The organism is Pseudoalteromonas sp. M8 (genome assembly GCF_018141365.1).
Classification (GTDB): domain Bacteria; phylum Pseudomonadota; class Gammaproteobacteria; order Enterobacterales; family Alteromonadaceae; genus Pseudoalteromonas.
Map to the genome: position 1 here is coordinate 1,210,139 of NZ_CP047240.1, position 20,115 is coordinate 1,230,253.

General features: G+C 40.7%; 20 protein-coding genes. 12 read left to right on the forward strand and 8 right to left on the reverse strand.

Annotated elements, in window-relative coordinates; all coding sequences use genetic code 11:
* Window positions 1-13 precede the first annotated feature (13 nt).
* From GSF13_RS10220 to GSF13_RS10240, 5 genes are all read left to right on the forward strand, one after another.
* On the forward strand, window positions 14-871 hold the full coding sequence (locus GSF13_RS10220) for a TniQ family protein (protein ID WP_211868144.1): 858 nt from the start codon (window positions 14-16) through the stop codon (window positions 869-871).
* Between the two features lie 15 nt (window positions 872-886).
* Window positions 887-2,326 carry a TnsD family Tn7-like transposition protein gene (locus GSF13_RS10225; RefSeq protein ID WP_211868147.1) on the forward strand — a complete coding sequence of 480 codons (1,440 nt, stop codon included), beginning with the start codon at window positions 887-889 and terminating at the stop codon, window positions 2,324-2,326.
* A 672-nt stretch (window positions 2,327-2,998) separates the two neighbouring features.
* The gene (locus GSF13_RS10230; RefSeq protein WP_211868154.1) at window positions 2,999-4,234 is read left to right on the forward strand and encodes an ABC-three component system protein; all 1,236 of its coding nucleotides are present in this window, start codon (window positions 2,999-3,001) and stop codon (window positions 4,232-4,234) included.
* On the forward strand, window positions 4,227-4,733 hold the full coding sequence (locus GSF13_RS10235; protein WP_211868156.1) for an ABC-three component system middle component 4: 507 nt from the start codon (window positions 4,227-4,229) through the stop codon (window positions 4,731-4,733). Before GSF13_RS10230 ends, GSF13_RS10235 begins: the two co-directional genes overlap by 8 nt.
* Window positions 4,734-4,735: 2 nt before the next feature.
* The gene (locus GSF13_RS10240; RefSeq protein ID WP_211868158.1) at window positions 4,736-6,721 is read left to right on the forward strand and encodes a hypothetical protein; all 1,986 of its coding nucleotides are present in this window, start codon (window positions 4,736-4,738) and stop codon (window positions 6,719-6,721) included.
* Between the two features lie 625 nt (window positions 6,722-7,346).
* Here the strand turns inward: GSF13_RS10240 and GSF13_RS10245 are convergent.
* A complete protein-coding gene (locus GSF13_RS10245; protein WP_211868160.1) occupies window positions 7,347-7,661 on the reverse strand; it encodes a hypothetical protein in 315 nt (104 codons plus the stop codon).
* 409 nt (window positions 7,662-8,070) lie between these two features.
* Here GSF13_RS10245 and GSF13_RS10250 point away from each other — a divergent pair, with 409 nt between their 5' ends.
* Complete coding sequence (locus GSF13_RS10250; protein WP_206471316.1) at window positions 8,071-8,508, forward strand: thioesterase family protein; 438 nt, start codon at window positions 8,071-8,073, stop codon at window positions 8,506-8,508.
* A 686-nt stretch (window positions 8,509-9,194) separates the two neighbouring features.
* Window positions 9,195-10,202, forward strand: a complete 1,008-nt coding sequence (locus GSF13_RS10255; RefSeq protein WP_174170821.1) for a fatty acid desaturase — start codon at window positions 9,195-9,197, stop codon at window positions 10,200-10,202.
* A 21-nt stretch (window positions 10,203-10,223) separates the two neighbouring features.
* Here GSF13_RS10255 and GSF13_RS10260 read toward each other — a convergent pair whose 3' ends face one another.
* From GSF13_RS10260 to GSF13_RS10270, 3 genes are all read right to left on the reverse strand, one after another.
* Window positions 10,224-10,727, reverse strand: a complete 504-nt coding sequence (locus tag GSF13_RS10260; RefSeq protein ID WP_010607298.1) for an RNA methyltransferase — start codon at window positions 10,725-10,727, stop codon at window positions 10,224-10,226.
* A gap of 146 nt (window positions 10,728-10,873) precedes the next feature.
* Window positions 10,874-11,188, reverse strand: a complete 315-nt coding sequence (locus GSF13_RS10265; RefSeq protein ID WP_010370561.1) for a DUF6172 family protein — start codon at window positions 11,186-11,188, stop codon at window positions 10,874-10,876.
* A 237-nt stretch (window positions 11,189-11,425) separates the two neighbouring features.
* Window positions 11,426-12,199, reverse strand: a complete 774-nt coding sequence (locus tag GSF13_RS10270) for a hypothetical protein (RefSeq protein ID WP_010607297.1) — start codon at window positions 12,197-12,199, stop codon at window positions 11,426-11,428.
* 63 nt (window positions 12,200-12,262) lie between these two features.
* On the opposite strand from GSF13_RS10270, the gene GSF13_RS10275 reads away from it, so the two are divergent.
* Window positions 12,263-12,424 (forward strand): hypothetical protein, encoded by a 162-nt coding sequence (locus GSF13_RS10275; protein WP_158299106.1) that lies wholly within the window; start codon window positions 12,263-12,265, stop codon window positions 12,422-12,424.
* 62 nt (window positions 12,425-12,486) lie between these two features.
* Here GSF13_RS10275 and GSF13_RS10280 read toward each other — a convergent pair whose 3' ends face one another.
* The gene (locus GSF13_RS10280) at window positions 12,487-12,795 is read right to left on the reverse strand and encodes a hypothetical protein (RefSeq protein ID WP_102056286.1); all 309 of its coding nucleotides are present in this window, start codon (window positions 12,793-12,795) and stop codon (window positions 12,487-12,489) included.
* 127 nt (window positions 12,796-12,922) lie between these two features.
* Window positions 12,923-14,395: an alpha/beta hydrolase gene (locus GSF13_RS10285; protein ID WP_211868162.1), complete on the reverse strand. Its 1,473-nt coding sequence runs from the start codon at window positions 14,393-14,395 to the stop codon at window positions 12,923-12,925.
* Between the two features lie 146 nt (window positions 14,396-14,541).
* Here GSF13_RS10285 and GSF13_RS10290 point away from each other — a divergent pair, with 146 nt between their 5' ends.
* Window positions 14,542-16,065 carry a LytTR family DNA-binding domain-containing protein gene (locus tag GSF13_RS10290; RefSeq protein ID WP_211868164.1) on the forward strand — a complete coding sequence of 508 codons (1,524 nt, stop codon included), beginning with the start codon at window positions 14,542-14,544 and terminating at the stop codon, window positions 16,063-16,065.
* A 14-nt stretch (window positions 16,066-16,079) separates the two neighbouring features.
* Here GSF13_RS10290 and GSF13_RS10295 read toward each other — a convergent pair whose 3' ends face one another.
* Entirely contained in the window at window positions 16,080-16,511 is a 432-nt protein-coding gene (locus GSF13_RS10295; protein WP_211868166.1) for a hypothetical protein, read from the reverse strand.
* Between the two features lie 147 nt (window positions 16,512-16,658).
* Here GSF13_RS10295 and GSF13_RS10300 point away from each other — a divergent pair, with 147 nt between their 5' ends.
* The gene (locus GSF13_RS10300) at window positions 16,659-17,228 is read left to right on the forward strand and encodes a hypothetical protein (protein ID WP_010607292.1); all 570 of its coding nucleotides are present in this window, start codon (window positions 16,659-16,661) and stop codon (window positions 17,226-17,228) included.
* Window positions 17,229-17,252: 24 nt separating this feature from the next.
* Here the strand turns inward: GSF13_RS10300 and GSF13_RS10305 are convergent, their stop codons facing one another.
* A complete protein-coding gene (locus GSF13_RS10305) occupies window positions 17,253-18,158 on the reverse strand; it encodes a LysR family transcriptional regulator (RefSeq protein ID WP_010607291.1) in 906 nt (301 codons plus the stop codon).
* A 158-nt stretch (window positions 18,159-18,316) separates the two neighbouring features.
* Between GSF13_RS10305 and GSF13_RS10310 the strand changes: the two genes are divergently transcribed.
* Together GSF13_RS10310 and GSF13_RS10315 are read left to right on the forward strand one after the other, a co-directional pair.
* The gene (locus GSF13_RS10310; RefSeq protein WP_211868168.1) at window positions 18,317-19,009 is read left to right on the forward strand and encodes a type 1 glutamine amidotransferase domain-containing protein; all 693 of its coding nucleotides are present in this window, start codon (window positions 18,317-18,319) and stop codon (window positions 19,007-19,009) included.
* A gap of 24 nt (window positions 19,010-19,033) precedes the next feature.
* Complete coding sequence (locus GSF13_RS10315) at window positions 19,034-20,095, forward strand: NADP-dependent oxidoreductase (protein ID WP_206471322.1); 1,062 nt, start codon at window positions 19,034-19,036, stop codon at window positions 20,093-20,095.
* Window positions 20,096-20,115 lie beyond the last annotated feature (20 nt).

Sequence of the window (20,115 nt, forward strand, 5' to 3'; positions counted from 1 at the left end):
AAATGAACACTATATGTCATGGTTTGTAAGGAATTCACAATTTCGTGCTTACCCTGAATTTAAGCATTACTTAACTAGCAATCAGATAAACTCTGAAACATTTAAAGCTTATGAAGTTATCCATCCTTCGGTTAACCATTTTTTACAGTGTTTTGGTCAAAGCGATAGCCTGTTAAGAGAGCATACTTTATTTCCTTTATGGCAAATATCTGTTGCTCATGAGCTTGATCATAAAGTGCTACTTAAAAATAGGTTTCTTGATTTACACCACAGTAACGGAGAAAAAACGTTATTTCAGTTTGACCGAAGTTGGCATAGTTGTCCGACATGTAGAAAGGAGGATATAGATAGTTTTGGTACTAGCTATTGGCATACACAGCATCAAATCCCAAGCGTGTATTCGTGTTACAAGCACAACACAATGTTAGAAAAGGCAAAGTATCCTGTTGTAGATTTGAAAACAGGAGTTCTGCCGCACCAAGTGAAAAAGTGGTGTAAGTTGCTAGAGGCGGAAACACCAGAGCTAGGTAAATGGCAAAACTTTTTATATTCCGTTCAAGAAAAATTGATGGAAAACTCGTTACCTTTTATTGAAATTAAAAATCGCATTACAACTGCTTTGGGCATGGATAGCATTTCGAATCATCAATGTAGTAAACACACTGATGAATTAACTTTTAAGTTTGAAAGTGAGTTAAATATCGAATTGCTGGCCTATTTGTATACTGATTATACGAGAGCTTCAAACAAAGGCACTCCCAAGGTAATAGGAAACTTGTATAGAGGGATCAACAATCCATACAAAATTAGATCTCCGATACACTGGATATTGCTTGGTTATTGGCTATTTCCTGATGAACTAACAACTTAACAGGTGTAACCTCAAATGACGAACCAGCTATTTCCTGCTCCATTTCCAGATGAGACTGTTTATAGCTGGGTTTGTCGCTTCCATTTTTTTGCAGCCCATGCTGACTTTAAAAGAGATACATTAAGAAAATTAGGTATCAGGGACAATCGCCCCGCTAACGAATTTCCCCCTTACTTAAAAAAGTTATCCGAGCTATCTGGGGTGAGTTTGGATCAACTTATTTTTTGTTTCACTAACGCTCATTACTTTCAACCATTCATGGATCAAATCATGTACGGTGAGATTTGTGAAAAGCTTAAGAGAGGCGATACTTCAAGTTTACAGAGCCGCATTGGCGCTGTTGCCAACAGAATAACACCCGGTCAATTACTAAAATATTGTCCACTTTGTGCCGAAAAGGATGCTCAACAGTTTGGGACTTCATACTGGCACAGAAGTCATCAGCTTGTGGGTGTTACCGCATGTGAAACACATTGTATACATTTACTAAGTGTTAAACGTAATACTAAAACACCACGAATGCCGCCTTTATCTGGATGCATTCATCCATCTTCCTTGTTTGAAATAAGGCTAAGCAAGTTAATAAAAAGCGAGATATTTGATAATGATGCACAGTGGTCCAAAGTTGATACTTACCAAGCTTATTTTAATAGACTCGGTGAGATGGAATTATTAACTCAATCAGGGAGAATAAAGCAAAAGCAGCTGAAGGAATATTTAATACAACACTTGGATGGTATGTCTGAATTTGACTATCCATACCCTCAGGTTTTCGATGCTGCATTGGATGGAAAACTGTCTGAAAGTATGTTCTACAGAGCAGCTTGCAACCATCAACCAATAAAACACTTTGTTTTTATCTCTGCACTTTTTGATTCTTGGGATGACTTTAAGCAAAGTGCAAATATTGAAGAAATTAAAGAAGACTCTCCAGTTACCGAACAACAACACCATCTACAAAGTGTTAATTGGTACGAAGGGCTAAAAATGATTTCAGAAGGAAAAAGTTTAAGAACTACTGCCCTTTTTATAGGAACAACAGTAAGCACCATAAAGATAAAAGCTCAGCAGAATAACTTAGCCATTGATTTAAGGCCATCAAAAATCACTGAACTCATTGAGAGAGCCATTTGGCGCAAGTTAGTTGTTGGTGTAAAAACACAGGATATAGCCGATGAGTTCAATGTGTCAGTAGGAGCAGTTGAGAAAGTTTTAACTAAACATGTTTGGCTTCCAGAGCTAAGAAAGCGCATCTGGTATTTTGAAAAGCAAAAGTTTCATGCGAAACGAGTCTCGGATTTTATAGATGAACACCCAGACGCTACTCGTAATGATATTAGAAAAAAAGTCAAATCGAGCTATTATTGGCTGTATAAGCATGAAAAAGAGTTGTTGTACCAGCTACTTCCTGAACGAGTAAAAGCCATTTATTGGCCTAGAAAATCCAAGAAATAATTTTCTTATTTTTCAATTATTTAAAATGTCTAAAATTTAAATACTATCTCGCTTAGAATAGGCTTTTAAAAAATATATAAAAATCAGTTGGTTAATTTTTTAAATGTCTATTTTTAAAATACTTAATCACATGTGGATATGGATTTGGTGGTGGCTCATGTTTGACTCTTTTCTTGGTTTGTGGGAGCGGCTTCACGCCGCGATCCCTTATAACGACGCATAACTTAGACTTCACACCAAATCTCTACGTAGGTCGCCATCCATACCTCCATTTCCTCGCGCTGCGTTGCTACGTTACGCATCGATCGCTAGTCATCCCGACGGCACCAATGCTACGCTTAATTTTCAAACAGAAAATTAATAAAAACGTAAACGTCATAATGGCAGATCACTTTGTCATTCTGGCTTGCAGCGCATTTCCTTAAGGGAATTGAGTACTTGAAATTTGTCGGGAATAAAATCTCGCTATACGCTGATATTGATCATCAATTTTTTCTGGCGCGATATAAGGAGAAGGATTTACTGGGTAGTCTTTACAAGACCCCTAAGAGAGGTTAATTCATGTTTTTGGTCTTATTAATCTTTACATAAAGTTGGTTTTGTATACCATAAGTTAACAAAATTATCAGGTTGGGAGTTGTTGTTCCAACTTAAATACTAAGGAAGGTGAAAATGATCGAGTTTATTTCCGAAAAGAGTAGTGGCTCCAACCTTATATTGTTCGTTCATGGCTTCACTGGAGGCTCTGACACATGGAGTTTAAACGGTAAAGTTTCTTTTCCTACGTTGTTACTTCAAGACAAAGAAATATCTGATCACTTTGATATTGCACAGTTCACCTATTTCACTAAATTAACAAATCTTTTCGCTAAAGTTAGTAATACATCTAAGTTATTGAAAAAACTTTTTGGTACATCACATGGGAAATTAAGAAATAACTCCAGCATAGAAGAAATTTCCAATTTACTACGCACTGAGTTTCGATTTAGGTTAGAAAAATATGAATCCGTGTTTGTCATCGCCCACAGTATGGGAGGCCTTGTAACTAAAAGTCTAATTATTAAAGATCTAGAAGAAAAGTCAGTGTCAAAGGTTAAAATGTTTCTATCACTAGCTGTACCCCATCAAGGGGCTAAGTTAGCTACATATGGGAATTTAATAAGTAATAATTTACAAATAGAGGGGTTGGAACCTTTAAATGGCTTTATTCATAAACTAAATGATTACTGGTTAAAAACTTCTCTAAGGCCAACAACGAAGTACTTCTATGGTACAAGCGACAGCATTGTAGATAAAACTAGCGCTGTACCTGCAGATAAAGAAGTATCAGATGTAATTAGTGTAGATGAAAACCACTCAAGTATTACTAAGCCAGATAACGAAAACTCTACGATTTTTGTTGCAGTTAAAAAACTGATTTTAGATTATCGAGATGGTGATCCTGCAATAAGTGGCTTTGAAATTCAGGCTCTAGGCAATGACGATGAGTACAGTGATGAGCTTTTCGTATTGAAGCTATTGGCTGCTGACGTCCATAAAACATCAATACGCGATGCCAAAGAAGTATTCTTAAATGCTGAGTACATTCGAAAAATCTTCAGCAGTGCCTCAGATCAGAAACGATTGGCTGAATTGTACAAGAAAATTAAGAAAGTTTATCAAAATAGTTATACCAAATATGTTCATGATGGAATTCCTAATTCAGGGTTGTTATTGGCTGATGTTCATGAGCAAATAATGAAAGAAGATAAAGAGTTTTTGAAAACTCTAGTTCCATTTTTAAACGCAATTCATAAACAAGGAATGCTGCATCAATTAGCTAACAGTGAAGCTGAAACTATTTGGTGGGACAAAAATACTAATATTGCGTCAATGAAAGAGAACTTAAAGGAAAAAGGCTATGAGTAGCCTACCTTTTTTGCAGCCAGAGCGAGACTTTTACTACAATGCGGGAATTCTAATGCTAATTATCGGAAAATTAGCTCGAACCAAGCGTGGAAAAGCAGTTTTAACAATTGATAAAATTCAGACGTTTTATTTTTTGGTCACTCGACCGGTTTTCCTGAATAAAGTGTTATCGAAAGCAGGAAAAAAGCAGTTTCTAATTGAACAAACTGACTACTTTACTGTTGATACAATAGCACCAAATCTAGATGAGTTATTTAACCGAGATAAAGTTACTAAGTTGATAAAAGCTTTGTCGGTTAAAGGATATATTCAAGTTTCATTTAATGAAAAAGAAGGCTTTTTGCTTGAATTAAATGACAGTGGTCTCTCGATATTGGAAGAGTTTACTGATGGTTACTACAAAAAAATTCATGGTTTTATTGATAGTTTGGCTAAATTGCAGTCAGAAAACTCATCCAAGATAAGTACTTATATTAATTCAGTCTTGAAGCAAGGATAAAAATGACTACTCAGCAAGGATTATTACTAAAGCAACTAGTGTTAGTTGGCCATAGAAAAAATTATACAGTTCCTTTTTACCCGGGAGTTAACATAATTTATGGGGATGCTGATACAGGTAAATCTAGTATTCTTAGAATTGTTTATTATTTACTAGGTGGGAAACAGAGTAAGTTAGACCATGAGATTTCGTCATCTGTAAAATATGCTGTATTAGAAGTCGAAATTAATGGAACGCCATATTGTATTATTCGAGACCTATACAATTCGACTAAAGATGTCGAGGTGTATTCATGTCGATACACCAAGTTAGAAGAAAACTTTCCGGAAAAATATGTATCGTCAGTTTCTAGGAGTACAAATGAAAAGAAAAGTCTTTCAGATTTTCTGCTAGAAGAACTGAATTTTCCAGTAGTTAAATTAAAACAAGCACCTACAAAAGACAATTCAGACACTGCTAGATTAAGCTTTTTAGACTTATTCAAATATATGTACTTAAACCAAGATGATGTCGGTAGCACTCACATGCTTAACATTGGCAATCCTGTTGTTGAAGTGAAAAATAGGGAAGTATTGAAGTACATATTTAATGTTTTAGACACAAGTATTTCAGATCTTGAGGTTGATATATCGACTAAGACAAAGGAAAAGTCGGACCTGGAAAGTCAGTATAGGGTCATTTCAAAATTTTTGTCAGAAATAGAGTTTGAGCAAACATCGGCTATAGATGAAGAGATAACGCTGATTGATGAGTTAAAAGAAGATCTAGATAGGCAGCTAAAAGAACTTAACAACAAAATGGTATCCAATAATGAACTTTACGGTGGACTTAAAGAAGCATTAGATATTATTAATCTAGATATCAAGAGATTCGAAGATGTTAAGAGTCATGCTGAGAGAAACATAGAAAGGTTTTCGCGTTTAAGTAACGATTATCAAAACGATATTCAAAAGCTGAAAGCTGCGTCACAAGCAAGAAATGCAATTGGAAAACAAGAACATACGACTTCAAGTTGCCCGATTTGTTATAATACAATAAATCTGAGTGATGTCTCTGAAGAGTTTGATATCTCCGAAGAAAACAAACTCAAGCATGAGTTAAACTCTATAGTAAGACGGTCTAAAGATGTAACTGCTTTAATTTCAGAAAATAGAAAGGAACTTGAAGAGACCACGCAAACCCTAAACGAGCTTTACAGAGAAAAGTCAAAGGCGAAAGAATACATAGATGAAGAGTTAGCGAATGCTGTTACTCCGTTTTTGGCTGAAAGAGATGTATTGGTAAAGGAAAGTGCAAAGCTTGTTGAGCGAAGAGATAAATTTGTAAACGCGTTGAAAGTTAGAAATAGACAACGAAGTATCGCTGAGCATATTGGTCGTATCGAATCCAATATCACTCAATTAAAAGAGCGATTGGAGGAAATGTTAAAAAGCTCTCCTTCAATGTCTTCTGTTCTATCTGAACTGGCAGTTTCTTTAGATTTATTCTTACAAAATGTAAAAATTAATAATCAATTTGGTGTATCTATTAGTGAGAAGAGCTTTTTACCGATAGTGAGAAATATTGAATACAGAAATATTAACTCTGGTGGTTTAAGAACTATTACTTCAATTGGCTATCTAGCTTCGATTATGGAAGCTAAATTAAATACCAACACAAACTTACCTAGTTTGATGATGATTGATACGGTCGGAAAGTTCTTAGGAAAAACGCCTGAAGACGAAGCATTTGATACGGATCTTAAAGCAGATGAAAACGAAGGAGTGTCTGATCCTGATAAATATAAAAATCTGTTTGAGTCTCTTTTAGATTTAGCCGAGAGTTTTGAAGAGAAAGGAAAGCTTTGCCAGATAATATTGGTTGATAATGATTTACCACCAGAGGTAGCTAAAAAACACAGTGGATTTGAAATTGCACATTATCGCTCAAATGGAGTAAATAATTTACCTGTTGGCTTGGTAGACGATTGGGAACAAGGTAAGAAGTAAGATGTATGAAAGACTTAAATAGAAGTAAACTTGCTATGTCCATGATGAATTTAGCGTAATACAAATATTCTTGTAGGGGTAACTACTGCACTTTACATGCAAAGTGAGAAAGTGGAGGCGCGTCACGAGAGGGAAAACGGACAACAGCATCTTCGTCGTTTTTGTTAATTTTTTAGGCTCTCGTTGAGCACTTGGAAGTAGTTTACCAAAACTGTGTTTAGCATCACTCGCCCTTAATGTATACATGTTAGAGTTCAAAGTTTAAGTTTATTGATAATATTGTGGTTTTCTATGCAAAATGTTCAATTTAATTAAATTATGTGATTTGCGTGTAATTTAAGCTTCTCTTTTTGATCGTCGGCAAGGCGACATAAGGTCGCTGCTACGAATTGTTTGTAGCCGCTGGCAATCACGAAAGATCGCGGCGTAAAGCCGCTCCCACCCGGTCAAATTCAGCTCGGCGTTGAATAGATTAGTCTGCTGCTTTTCATCGCCAAAGCGGCGAAAGGTAAAATTGCAGGGCGGGGTCAAAAAACAAGTCGCGACTACAAATTGTTTGTAGCCGCAAATGGTGATTATCAAAAGATCGCGGCGTGAAGCCGCTCCTACGCGTGCATTTACCGCCTTAATGGACGGTAATAGGGAGGTCGTTTACTACTAACGATTGGCCATTTTGCTGAGCTCGAAGAAAGCTTGATATCAAAACGTCGTTGGATAGGGTGCTGATGTCGTTAACGGTTTCGACCATGCAAAACGTAATAGACTCCCAACCTAAATCTTTAATAAAGGCCTCAAGTTTATTGATGTTATCTTCATAGTTTTCGTCTGTGGTTAGCAGGCCGATTGAGTGTTTGTTGCCGAGTTTGTATTTTCCTTGCTGAGTGATGGCGCATTTAGCGTAACCGCTCAACACATAAACTGTATTTGTGCTTTTGTTCATATTGGTGACATGCTTAAGTTTAATTCTGATTTTGATTTCAGATGCATTTTTTAAACCAAGCTTATAAATATTGCTCTGCTGTTTGCTTATATATTGAAAGTATTGAGAAAAATCATTGGTGATTTATCTTAGGTGTTGATCCTATAAAAGGCGTCAATTTTTTGTGAGATGGAATGATAGGGATTGCGCTTGAATTGTGTTTGTATCTAAAGCTACGCTGAAAACGAAGGGAGCTGAGGCATTATTTTTCGCCATAAATGGCGACCTACGGGGGCGTAAGGTTGCACTGCGAAATGCTGGCTTTGCTTTCTTTGTTTTGACAAGTTGCCTTAAACTATCTCGTTAACCTTGTTGCTGGTACGATGAGTTGTTACTCTCGAGTTCAATAAACAAAATTAAAGGCAACATCATGCAGGAATTTTTAGAAAAGTTTGCAATCACCACCAAAGTGAATGTGGTGTGGGGAGAAATGGATGCGTTGGGGCATGTGAATAACGTGTCGTATTTTCGCTATTTTGAAACCGCGCGAATCGATTTTTTGACTCAAACGGGCTTACTTTCTGTATTATCAGAACCTACCCATAGTCCGGTTTTACGTGATACGTACGCGCAATATAAACGACCAGTTACGTTTCCAGATACCTTGCATATTGGTTCATATATCACTGATATCAAAGAAGATCGCTTTACCATGCGCTATGAGGCGTTTAGCGAATCGCAACAAGCAGTATGCACAACGGGGTATGCGAATGTGGTGATGTTTAATATGAAAACAGGGAATAAATCGCCAATTCCAGAGAGCATGTTGGCCATTTTGAAGCAATACGAGATGGACGATAATCAATAGAAGTGTAGAGTTTAGGTATTGCTTTGTATCGATGTTTGAAAAACTGTCGCGGCGTAAAGCCGCTGCTACGACAATGTGAGATGGACGATAGTCAATAGAAGCGCGGAGTTTGGGTGTTTCGTTGCGTTGCTGTTTTAAAGTTGTCGCGGCTTAAAGTCGCTGCTACGACAATGTGAGATGGACGATAGTCAATAGAAGCTTGGAGTTTAAGTGTCGCGTTGCTGTTTTAGAGTTGTCGCGGCGTAAAGCCGCTGCTACGACAATGTGAGATGGACGATAGTCAATAGAAGCGCGGAGTTTAGGTGTTGCGTTGCTGTTTGAAAGTTGTCGCGGCGTAAAGCCGCTGCTACGACAATGTGAGATGGACGATAGTCAATAGAAGCGCGGAGTTTAGGTGTTGCGTTGCTGTTTTAAAGTTGTCGCGGCATAAAGCCGCTGCTACGGGAATATAAGATGGACGATAATCAATAGAAGTGTAGAGTTTAGGTATTGCTTTGTATCGATGTTTGAAAAACTGTCGCGGCGTAAAGCCGCTGCTACGACAATATGAGATGGACGATAGTCAATAGAAGCGCGGAGTTTGGGTGTTTCGTTGCAGTTTTAAAACTGTCGCGGCGTAAAGCCGCTGCTACGGTAGTAGGAGTTTTCGTTATGATATTGATATCAAAAGGTGAATTAAGTTATCTATGCCAACATTAACGGCGAGGCAGAATATCAAAGCGATAGTTTCCGCGATTCAAGCTGAAGAGCGAACGCTTCGAACGCGTTATCCTATTTTAAATCAGCAAAACGGTATTGCTATGGTGATTTTGCTGTTGTCGTTAAGTGCGCTAATTGGTGTTGCCTCGCTTTACTATTTTGCCGTTATTCCTGCATGGCTGTGTATTATCTTGGCGGCTTTTATTACCTCTATTTCTCATGAACTTGAGCACGATTTGATCCACAGGCAGTATTTTAGTGACCGCCCATTTGTATATCATTTCATGATGTTGACGGTGTGGCTTATGCGGCCAAATACGGTGAACCCTTGGTATCGCAGGCAAATTCATTTACATCACCATAAAATGTCTGGTACTGAACAAGACTTAGAGGAGCGCTTGGTGGGTAATGGTATCCAATCTCCTTGGTTGCGAGCTGTGGTGGTTACAGACGGGTTGCTAGGTTTATTATTGAATGCCAAGCGGTTTAGTCGAGAAATCAAGGGTTTTAAGTTTTTGCAGGTCTTTAATGCTGGTTTTCCGCTTGCCACGGCTTATTTTGCGACTTTATATGGTGTGATTACTTATTACGTACTGCAATTTATACAACCATTTGAATTACCTAGGTGGGGAGCAGAGTTACTAGCGGTTGCTGAGTTCTTAATGGTGGTGCTGATTGTGCCTAATATGATCCGCTCAGCGTCTTTGAACCTCGTCACATCTTCAATGCATTATTATGGTGGTGTGAGTAACATACTGGAGCAGACTCATGTGATCACCAGTCGCTGGTTTTTACCGTTTCAGCTGTTTTGTTTTGACTTTGGTCGCACGCACACAATTCATCACTTTGTGCCTAATCAACCGTTTTATATTCGGCAATTGATAAGTAAAAAAGTACGCCCAGTTATGGCTCAGCACGGAGTACGTTTTGATGACTTACAAAGCCTAAAAAATGCAAATCACTACCCGGACAAAGAGCGGGTTAGTCAAAAATAAAAAGATGCTTACAGCAAAAACTTATCCAACTGTTAGGCGGTTATTGATATCACGGCTGGTGAGTATCTGACTAGCATCAAATCCCGTTGAGCGTTTTGCCATACGGTCGTATAACAACACGTTGACTGTCGCGGCTAAGTTCATGCAGCCTGTGGTTGGTACATACACCACTGCATCAGCGGCATCCACGATTTCTTGTGGCAGGCTGCCATCTTCAGGACCAAAAATGTATAACGCGTTGTCGGGGTGAGCAAACTGTGGCAGTGGGATTGCGCCCTCTACCAGCTCAACGCAGACAAGTGCACGGCCTGCTACTTTTAAACTGATGAAATCATCAACTTGTTTGATGGGAATGTTGTCGGCAACGTTTTTTGTATCCGTATGATATTTTGCAGCTCTTGCGTAACGATTGCCGCTAAAGTAGATGGCTTGCGCATCATAACAACCTGCGGCCCGTAATACGCCACCCACATTGGTTGGTGATTTAGGGTTTACTAATCCGATTGCTACAAATGACTCGCTCATACTTTTTAATTCTCACTATACCGGCAGTAGCGCCACCAAAAATTCGACGAGCGATTGTATCATGCGCGTGATTTTGTGCCAGTTGGTATTGTTGGGGGAGAGCAGGTGATGTTGTCGAGCTAAAGCTCGACCTACAGAAGTTGGGCTTAGTAGTCTTCTAACTCATCGTCAGATAAATCGTTTGATTTTCTATAGCCTGGCTTTGCTAAAATCTCAACATAAAAGGAAGTGAGGTTTTCAGTTTGCGTTTTATCAATCAACTTGTTTAGTTGTGATAGGTGCACCGGCTCGGCTTCAGCTTCTGTGTTACCAAACTTACAATCAAAATCCCAATAATCAGCGCCCGCTGGTAAAGTTTTGTTGCGCTCGCGCTTTAGGTATTTTTTAAGTTCATGCTTAACCGCGTCAACGCGTCTTTCAAGTTTGATTTTAGGGTGAATTAGTTCAAATGTCTTTTTCATAGTTGCCTTCAAGCAAGAAATACTCAATCGGCAAAACAGTATGCCTGAGTAGATAATGTGTATTGATTTAAGCGTAAAGCTTACGCGCGAATAAATACAGGAATGTAATAGGATATTTTACGTTATATTTTGTGAACTGGCGAGGGACTTTGTGAATGCCGAAGAGAATAAAAGCTGAGTTGGTTGCGCGAGTTCGCTACCAACTCATATTGCTAATGTACCATTGATAATGACGGATTAATTCGCTTTTGGTTGCGTTTGAGTTGTGGGGGCTGCTGCCAATTTACGCTCCAAACGCTCTAATTTTTCTGCCAGTGCGGTTTGTGTCATCTCTATTTGGGTAAGGCTTGCGCCGATCTCTATCTGTTTAGAGTCTCTGCTTTGCGCTTGAGACTTTAACTGATCAACATCGCCATTAATGGCTGCAATTTGATTTTTTAGCACACTAGCGGCTTGCTGTTGTTCTTCTAATAGCGATAGTTTTAAAGCAAGCTCTGTTTGACTCTGCGATAGTGTTTCTACTTTGGTAGTCGTACTGGTCTGGTTTTTAGCGTTATTACTTGCTTGCTCTTCGAGCTTTTTGATGTCTGATTGGTTTCTTCGCCACGCTGACGCCCATAGTTTATCCATCTGTGACCAAAGCTCGTCTGTGCGCTCGGTTAGTGTGTTCAATTTTGCTTGCATTGCACCCGCGGACAAGTCCATCTCTTCATCTGTGGCGGTGAGGGTATGTTCAAGCTCGGCAATGCGATTTGTTGACTCGAGTAATTGTGCCTGGGTTGTTAAGTTTTGTTGGTAGAGCGCAAACGCCGCAGCAGCCAACGCAATAATCGAGATTGCACCCAACCAATTCATCATCCCCATACCTTTGGCGGGCTGGCTTGTTTGTTTGGTACTTTCTTTTGGTGCTGAGGTTTTACGGCTCGCTTGGGTGGTGGAGTTTTTATAGGCTTCAACCTGATCTAAATCTGGCGTAATACTGGGAAGCTCAGGTTCAATTCTCTTATCCAACGTACTTTCCTCTTTTTTAAGATTTATAAGGAGCTTCAGCAGCTTACTTGAAAATAACGCAATATGGAATTTGCAATCGATAAGAACCTTTGGAGCTGGAGGATTGCAGTCAATAAGCTGAAAAAATCCAATCCAAATGCAAAAGCATTTTTTGCTTTAAAGCAAGAACTCATTCCCAATCATCGTTTTAGCAATCAATTGTGGCGTCAACACTATGGCGAATGAGAGCTGTTAATATCGACTAGCCGAATAGCGTTCAGTTGTCCGGCTAGATTTTATCGCCAGTTTTAATCCTCGGGACCAAGCAAAGTAAAGGTTAAATGTTTACGCATATCCTTTAAAATCACCCCTTTTTTCAGCATGGCGGCGCTTAAACGCTTTTGCCATTTAAGAAGGTCTGGCTTTGCGGCTTCCAATGCTTGTTCATTCTCAAATTGGAAAAAGAGTATTAATGAGCCGGGGAACAAGTGATATTCCACATCAAACCAACATTGCACCATGCCGGGAATTTCTGCACGAGCTTGTTCCTCGAGTTTGTCTGCAATGGTCAGTACCAAGGCTTGTTGTTTTTCTTGTACTTTTGAGAGCTTTTTCATAATGCTATGGATGTAAGAGGCCAAAAGCCTGATTATACTCAAGCTTATGGGCTATCAACAACTTTGTTGATGATAGCCCACTCTAAGTGAATTGCTTTTTCAATTCACTTAGAGTCGTTTTTTCGAATTACGGTGCTGACAGCGCAAGTTTTGGTAGCGGTAGTTGGATTGCTTCTGCACTGACGGGTTTTCCGCTTAAGAATGTTTGCATTCTGGCGAGCACCAAGGGTGAGCTTGTATAAAGGTTGTGGCCCGCATTGTTCACCATAATCTGGGTCAAATTTGTAAGTCCTCTCACAGCTTCAAGTTGTTCTTCCGGATACGTTCTACCGTCTAGACTACCTGTAAACAATAAAGTTGGGATGTTGGATAGGGGAGCGGTTCTAAAATCATCACCTAAGTCTAGTTTTTTATCTATCAAGTGAAGTGTTGGCATTGGAAAGTTAAGCTTGTCGCCAAGCAAGGCTGTTGGCGATTGGTTTGTCACTTTTGCAAGGCGTTTAGCGGTGATCCCTGAAGCGACATCCATCGCCAGCGGCATCAAGTTGAATGTAATGGGCTCATCGGTAAACATTCCACGCTGCAAAACATGTTTTAACAGCTCAGTATTGCCGTTATCTAAACCTAAATAAACGTGAATTAGCATGGCAAGATATTGGTTAGGATCGGCAATCATCATGCTAGCTAACGACTGAATATGATGCTTTTGAAATAACATGGGTGTTTTTGAGCCGTCTTTTTGTGTAATTTGAAGTGCAATAGGCTGTTGCTCAAGATTACTGTGCACTCGGCGCATCAAAGCGGGTAGATCCGAAACTTGTTGTTTAAGTGCTTGCTGATTGATAATTCCTTGAACTCTTTCAAAGTATTGATCGGTTTGGTGAGGTAGTTTAACGGTCTGATTGAGCCCTTCAGCACTGGCGATAATTACTTTGTCAAGATGCGCTGGCATCGCTTTTATGGCACTGAGTGCCAGATGGCTGCCGTAAGAGATCCCCCAAAGTGATACTTTGTCAGCTTTTAGGTGTTTTCGTAAGTCGTTTATGTCTAGCGCGTTTTGCTCGGTATTATAACCATATATATCAATATGTTGAGACTTCCATTGAGTAAAGCATTGTAATGCGGCTTTGCGGTAACGGTCTGCAATTTGCGCTTCAGTGGTAACAGAGTTAAGCGCAATGAGTTCACCAGACACGCAAGGAGCAGCTTGCTCTGATTGCCCCGTGCCTCTTTGGTCTAGCGCAATAACATCACCAAACTCTCTTAGCGCTTGAAATAACGGAAATCTTCGCCACTTGGCAGTCGCGATCCCTGAACCGCCTGGGCCACCAGATAAATATACGATAGGGGAACCTTTATTGCTGCCGGTTGCAGGAAAGCGCACATAGTTAATTCTAATTTTGTTGCTGTTGGGGTTATTCCTGTTTTCAGGCACCCAGAGGTGCCCAGCTATGGCATCCGTTGTTTCTCCGCTGTTGGCTTGAAACTCGATTTGTTGCTCATTGCTGTACAGCACTTGCTTATCGCTACCTTTCTCTGCGCTTACGCATAAGCAAGTGAATAAGCTTAACGCGGCTATTAATGTGTGTGTTGATCGCATAGTATTACTCCTTAATAGTTTGTTTTTATTGAATACCATGGCAACTTTATGGGGTAGTGAACTTCTATGAGAGGCCGATATTTATTGGCTTGTAGGCTCAGCGGTAGTAAAAAGCCGACGAACGGTAAAAGGAAAAGCGGTAGAGTGTGAATATTAATCTTGTACTTTATTTAGTGATGGCTGTGTGTTGCTCGGGCGCTCTAGGTAAGGCTTATGCCAGTCAACCTTTGTTGCCATTTTCTTATGAGCAAGCCGTGACGGTTTGCCCATGGTCAGTCTCGGCAAAAGAAATTCCACAGTTTACTGAGCCGCAATGTCACCGAGCTAAGTTATCTGAGGTTGATCCGCAAAATCAGGCTGTTTGGGTGTTAATCGAATTTGAGCGAGCGAAATTAGCCTCAATACCAAGGCCCGTAGGGTTGTATTTATTCGCTAAATCATCAAGCGAAGTCTTTTTAAATGGTAGTAAGGTGGGGAGCAGCGGCTTTCCTGCCGTAGATAAAACTGAGCAAATAGGCAAAATGGACAGCGTATTTTATTTGCCAGACTCACTTATAAAGAAAAGCAATCAACTGGTGTTTAGTCTGTCTGCGCAGCATAGCCTTATTTCATTAGGATACCCAATTCATTTTATTGGGCTAGGGCAATTTGGCGATCCTAAGCAGTATATTCAATCATTTAGTGGTTTGGGCCTGATTCTGGTTGGTGCCTTTTTGTTGGGCGCATTGTACTTTATAAGTCTGAGCTTTGGTCGTTATGGCAATACAAGCGTTCAGATATTTGCCGCACTGTGCCTGCTCGCGGCAATGCAGCTCAGTGCTGAAATATCGCGAGGGTTAGTTGACTATGGCTATGTGTGGCATGATATTCGACTGTTGACCGTGACGGGCTTATCGTTTTTATTTGGCACTTTGTTGCTTGTATATAGCTCCATAAAAGTTGCAGAAAAGCACGCGCTTCACTGGATTTATATCGGTACACTAATCACGCTTATTGTTATTATTTTTGCGCCAGGCTTTGACTCTAAAACCACGGCCGGAGTGTTTGTGCCATTACTCGTTAGCCTAGTCCAGCTAGGCTATTGTTGGCGACGCGCGAAAAACAATAATTTGGCGGCTTGGTTTGTGGTGCAGTTGTTGGTGGCTGCAACCGTGCTATTTGTTGCATCAAGCTTCCACGAAATTACTCACTTTGTGATCATTGCCGTCTTGCTAGTCTACCTTTTCATTCGTCAAGCTAAAGAGTATCGTGCTCAGCAAGTACAGTTGAGTAGTGATCAAGCTCATATCGCCAAGCTTGAGTTTAAACTCGCGCAGAACAAACAACTTCAGTCTCCTTCTAAGCTGGAAGTCAGTATTGCAGGTAAAACTGACTATGTTGTGCTCACGGATATTGCGTTTTGCAAAGCCGCAGGGGACTACGTTGAGCTGCATATGAAAGACACCACGCAGAAGCTGTTTACAGGCTCATTAAAACAACTCGAACTTACTTTGCCCTCTATTTTTGTAAAAACACATCGTTCTTATTTAACTAATCTAAATGAAGTGGTGTCATTAGAAAGTGATAATAATCAAAGCAACTTGAAATTAACCAATGGAGCAAGTGTTCCCGTCAGTCGTCGGCTTGTCTCGTCGGTTAGAGCGACGCTTAAAGCGTCTACTAAACCTTAAACGCTGCAGGTCTTTTAAATTGGGTTTTGCAGAGCTGAAATTAAATACATCGCTCCGTTTGGCTCTATATGGCCGTCGCAGTTGCCGCTTTCTATTTGAGTGGTGCTCAATGCGGCTTGACCATCGGTTGGTAAATAAAGTGCCTTTGATACACGCCAGCAGCTCTTTGATTGGATAGTTTGCTGTTCGACGATAAGAATATGTGCACCGCCTATCACGTAAGCGTTGGGAATGTTGGTTTGGGCTAGATAGGCGACTTTACAGGCTTTATCGTTATTGAAACCGTTTGCTATTATCTCTTTTGAAGCGGGGGTTGAAACGGTAATAACACATTTTTCACCAATGGATACAGCGTATTGTCCCAGTTGCCACTCTGCTGCTACTTCGCCTTGTGCAGCCGCTAAATTACTTATGCTGATCGTTGCTATAAGTGCCAAATATTTCATGAAAGCCTCCTTGCATATCCCTATTCATCATTGTGTGGTCACTTTACATTAGTATCTCATCCTGCAGCTGAGGTACTGCTCGACCAAAAGGGCTAAATATTTTATTATCGTGGCAGTATAAATCTTATGCAAGGAGCATAGTCTGTTATGACCAAGGAAAAATCGTTATCACTCTCTACAAAGCTGAAGTTTTTGTTTGCTGCAATTGGTAAGCATTTGGGTTTTATCTCCGTTGGCATTCCGTTTTATATTGTTGGTGGATTCATTATTTACATTGGGGTAACTGAGCAATACGGTGCAGGTATTGGGGCTGTTATTTTTGGCGCTATATTTATCTTGATACCTCTTGGAATGTACGCTTTTTCCCTGCCATCAAGTATTCGCTACTACTACGAAAAAGAATTGACGAAAGAGTTTGGTAAACACCTTTTCGGCACCATTACTAACAAAAGAATTGAATCTAATACGTATGTTCACCGGGACGAGTATGACCGAGAAGTGGAGCATCAGGAGACTTTCTATTTCGTTGAGTACAGCTATCAATTTCAGGGCAGTCGTGAAGGTGAGTTTATTCTGGATAACAAAGATTTTTATGACAAGTTGCAGGTTGGAGATGATTTACCTATCCAAGTATTGACGGTAAAACCAAGCGTAGCAGAGCCCAGACTTATCAAATTGGGAAAGCGCTACGGGCTTAAACCCACTGAAAGTTACTAGGCTAAATATGCAATTGGTTGAGGCTTACGCTTCAACCAATTGGCGCTGAAAATACCCTTTTAGAAAATCGAGCAGTAGTCGCACTTTTTTAGAGTTAGCATTGCCTTCTGGGAAAACGCCATAAACATGTATGTCTGGCAGTGTGTAATCTTCTAATACGGGAACCAAGGTACCGGCCTGTATTTTTGGTAACGCATCGTAAGTCGGAATTCGTCCAAGACCGTGACCTCCCTCAACAAAAGCAGTGCGTGCGGCGGCATTGTTGGTGCTTATATCGCCTTTCATCGTGATGCTATAAGCTCGAGCCCCTTTACTCAATGTGAGTGCCCCCGATGTCAGCTTGTAAATCACCCATTGATGTTGGTAGAGATCGGTAGGGTGTTTGGGGACACCATACTTTTGCAAATAGTCTGGCGATGCGCATAGACAGGTTTTTAGCACTGAAAGTTTACTGGCTTGCAAACCTGAATCGGGAAGTGGGGCGCCTCGAATGGCCAGATCAATCCCTTCTTTGATGATATTGACGACTTCATCTGTAAGCATGATATCGAGCTGAATTTTTGGATACATAGCTCTAAATTCATTGAGTGCAGGCACTATGGTTTGCAGGCCAACATTCACAGGGCAGGTAAGCTTTATTAGACCGATTGGTTCTTTCTTTAAATTCTCAATTTGCTGGTTTGCAGCAAAGGCTTGCTCTGCAATCACACGGCAGCGCTGATAATATTCGCGGCCTGCCTCTGTAAGTGAAATGGTGCGGGTCGAGCGATTGAGCAATTTTATGCCTAACTGTGACTCCAGTTTTTTGACATGATAACTCACCACTGCACGAGACAAGTTTAAATGCCTGGCGGCGCCGCTTAAGGTGCCTTGCTCAATAACTTGGGCAAAAACGACCATGCTTTTGAGTTGCTCAAACGAAATGTCCACACATTACTCCACTGGCTGAGATAAATTGATTGTATCAATTTTTTGAACAAAGAGTTAGCTTTTGTCTGCATTGTTTAACTTGTCTTAAGCTCATACTTTTATATTTATCCGCAGGTTAAATAGCCTGAAGTTTTAAGAAAGAATGAGAGGTAACTTTGATGACAGCAAAGAAAATTTTAATGGTGCTAACGTCACATGCAGAACTTGGCAACACAGGTGAGAAGACAGGGTTTTGGATTGAAGAGTTTGCCGCACCTTACTATGCCTTTGTGGATGCAGGGGTAGAAGTAACGCTTGCTTCACCAAAAGGTGGTCAGCCGCCAATTGACCCAAAAAGTGAACAGCCTGATTTCCAAACCGACAGTACTAAACGCTATTTTGATGATCAAAAAACGCGGGAACTGGTGGCAAATACGCTACCACTAACTGAGGTGAGCGCGGCAGATTTTGACGCTGTGTTTTATCCTGGCGGTCACGGACCATTATGGGATTTAGCAACAGATACCAATTCAATCCAATTGATAAGCGCCTTTTTAGCAGCAGATAAACCAGTTGGTACGGTATGCCATGCAACCGCTGTGCTGATGGATGTAAAAACCACGTCGGGTGAGTATCTGGTAAAAGGCAAAGTGGTGTCTGGCTTTACGAATAGTGAAGAGGCGGCAGTTGGGCTGACTGATGTTGTGCCATTTTTATTAGAAGATGAGCTGGTTAAACGAGGTGCTGATTTCCAGAAAGTCGATGATTGGAATGTGTTTGCTGTTAGAGATGGCTTAATTTTTACAGGGCAGAATCCAGCAAGCTCTGAACTTGTCGCTGAGAAAATGCTGACGTACCTAAACCAGCTGTAACCTGCTTATTAAAAGGAATAAATCATGAGTAACGCAATAAACCAAGCTCAAAACGCACAAACGAATCGTCGCATTACCTTGGCGTCACGCCCACATGGTGCACCAACGCAAGAAAATTTCAATTATGAAGAAGCACAGATCCCAACGCCAAAAGAGGGCGAGGTGCTCCTTCGTACCGTCTTTTTGTCGTTAGATCCATACATGCGTGGCCGTATGAGCGATGCAAAATCTTATGCTGAGCCGGTTGCTATTGGTGAAGCGATGGTGGGTGGCACAGTATGCCGAGTTGAAGCGTCAAATAACCCTAAATTTACCAAAGGTGACTGGGTACTCGCGATGAGCGGCTGGCAAGATTATAGCGTCTCGGATGGTACAGGCTTACTTAAGTTAGACAACAATTTACCCAACCCATCATATAGCTTGGGCGTGTTAGGGATGCCAGGCCTTACCGCTTACATGGGACTGATGGATATCGGCCAGCCAAAAGCTGGAGAAACGGTAGTCGTTGCCGCAGCAACCGGTGCTGTAGGTAGCCTTGTTGGACAAATAGCAAAACTACAAGGCTGTAGAGTAATAGGCATTGCTGGTGGCGCCGAAAAATGCAGTTACGCTACCGAGACACTTGGCTTTGATGCCTGTCTTGATCACCGCAAGGATGATCTCGCTGAGCAGTTAGCGCAGGCATGCCCATCGGGAATTGACGTCTATTTTGAAAATGTGGGTGGCAAGGTGTTCGATGCAGTTATGCCATTGCTTAACTCAAGTGCTCGGGTTCCACTTTGTGGGTTGATCTCTCAATATAATGCCACTGAGTTGCCATCGGGGCCTGATCGTATGTCGATGCTGATGGCGACACTGCTGATTAAGCGAGTGAAAATGCAAGGCTTTATTGTATTCGACGATTATGGACATAGATACAACGAGTTCAGTGAAGCGATGCTGCCATGGTTAAACGCGGGCAAGATTAAGTACAAAGAGCACTTAGTCGAGGGGATGGATAACACAGTGGAGGCATTTATTGGCTTATTGGAAGGTAAAAACTTCGGCAAACTTGTCGTGCGCTTAGGTCCAGACGAACTCGTATAATTAGATTTATCAGGAAAAAT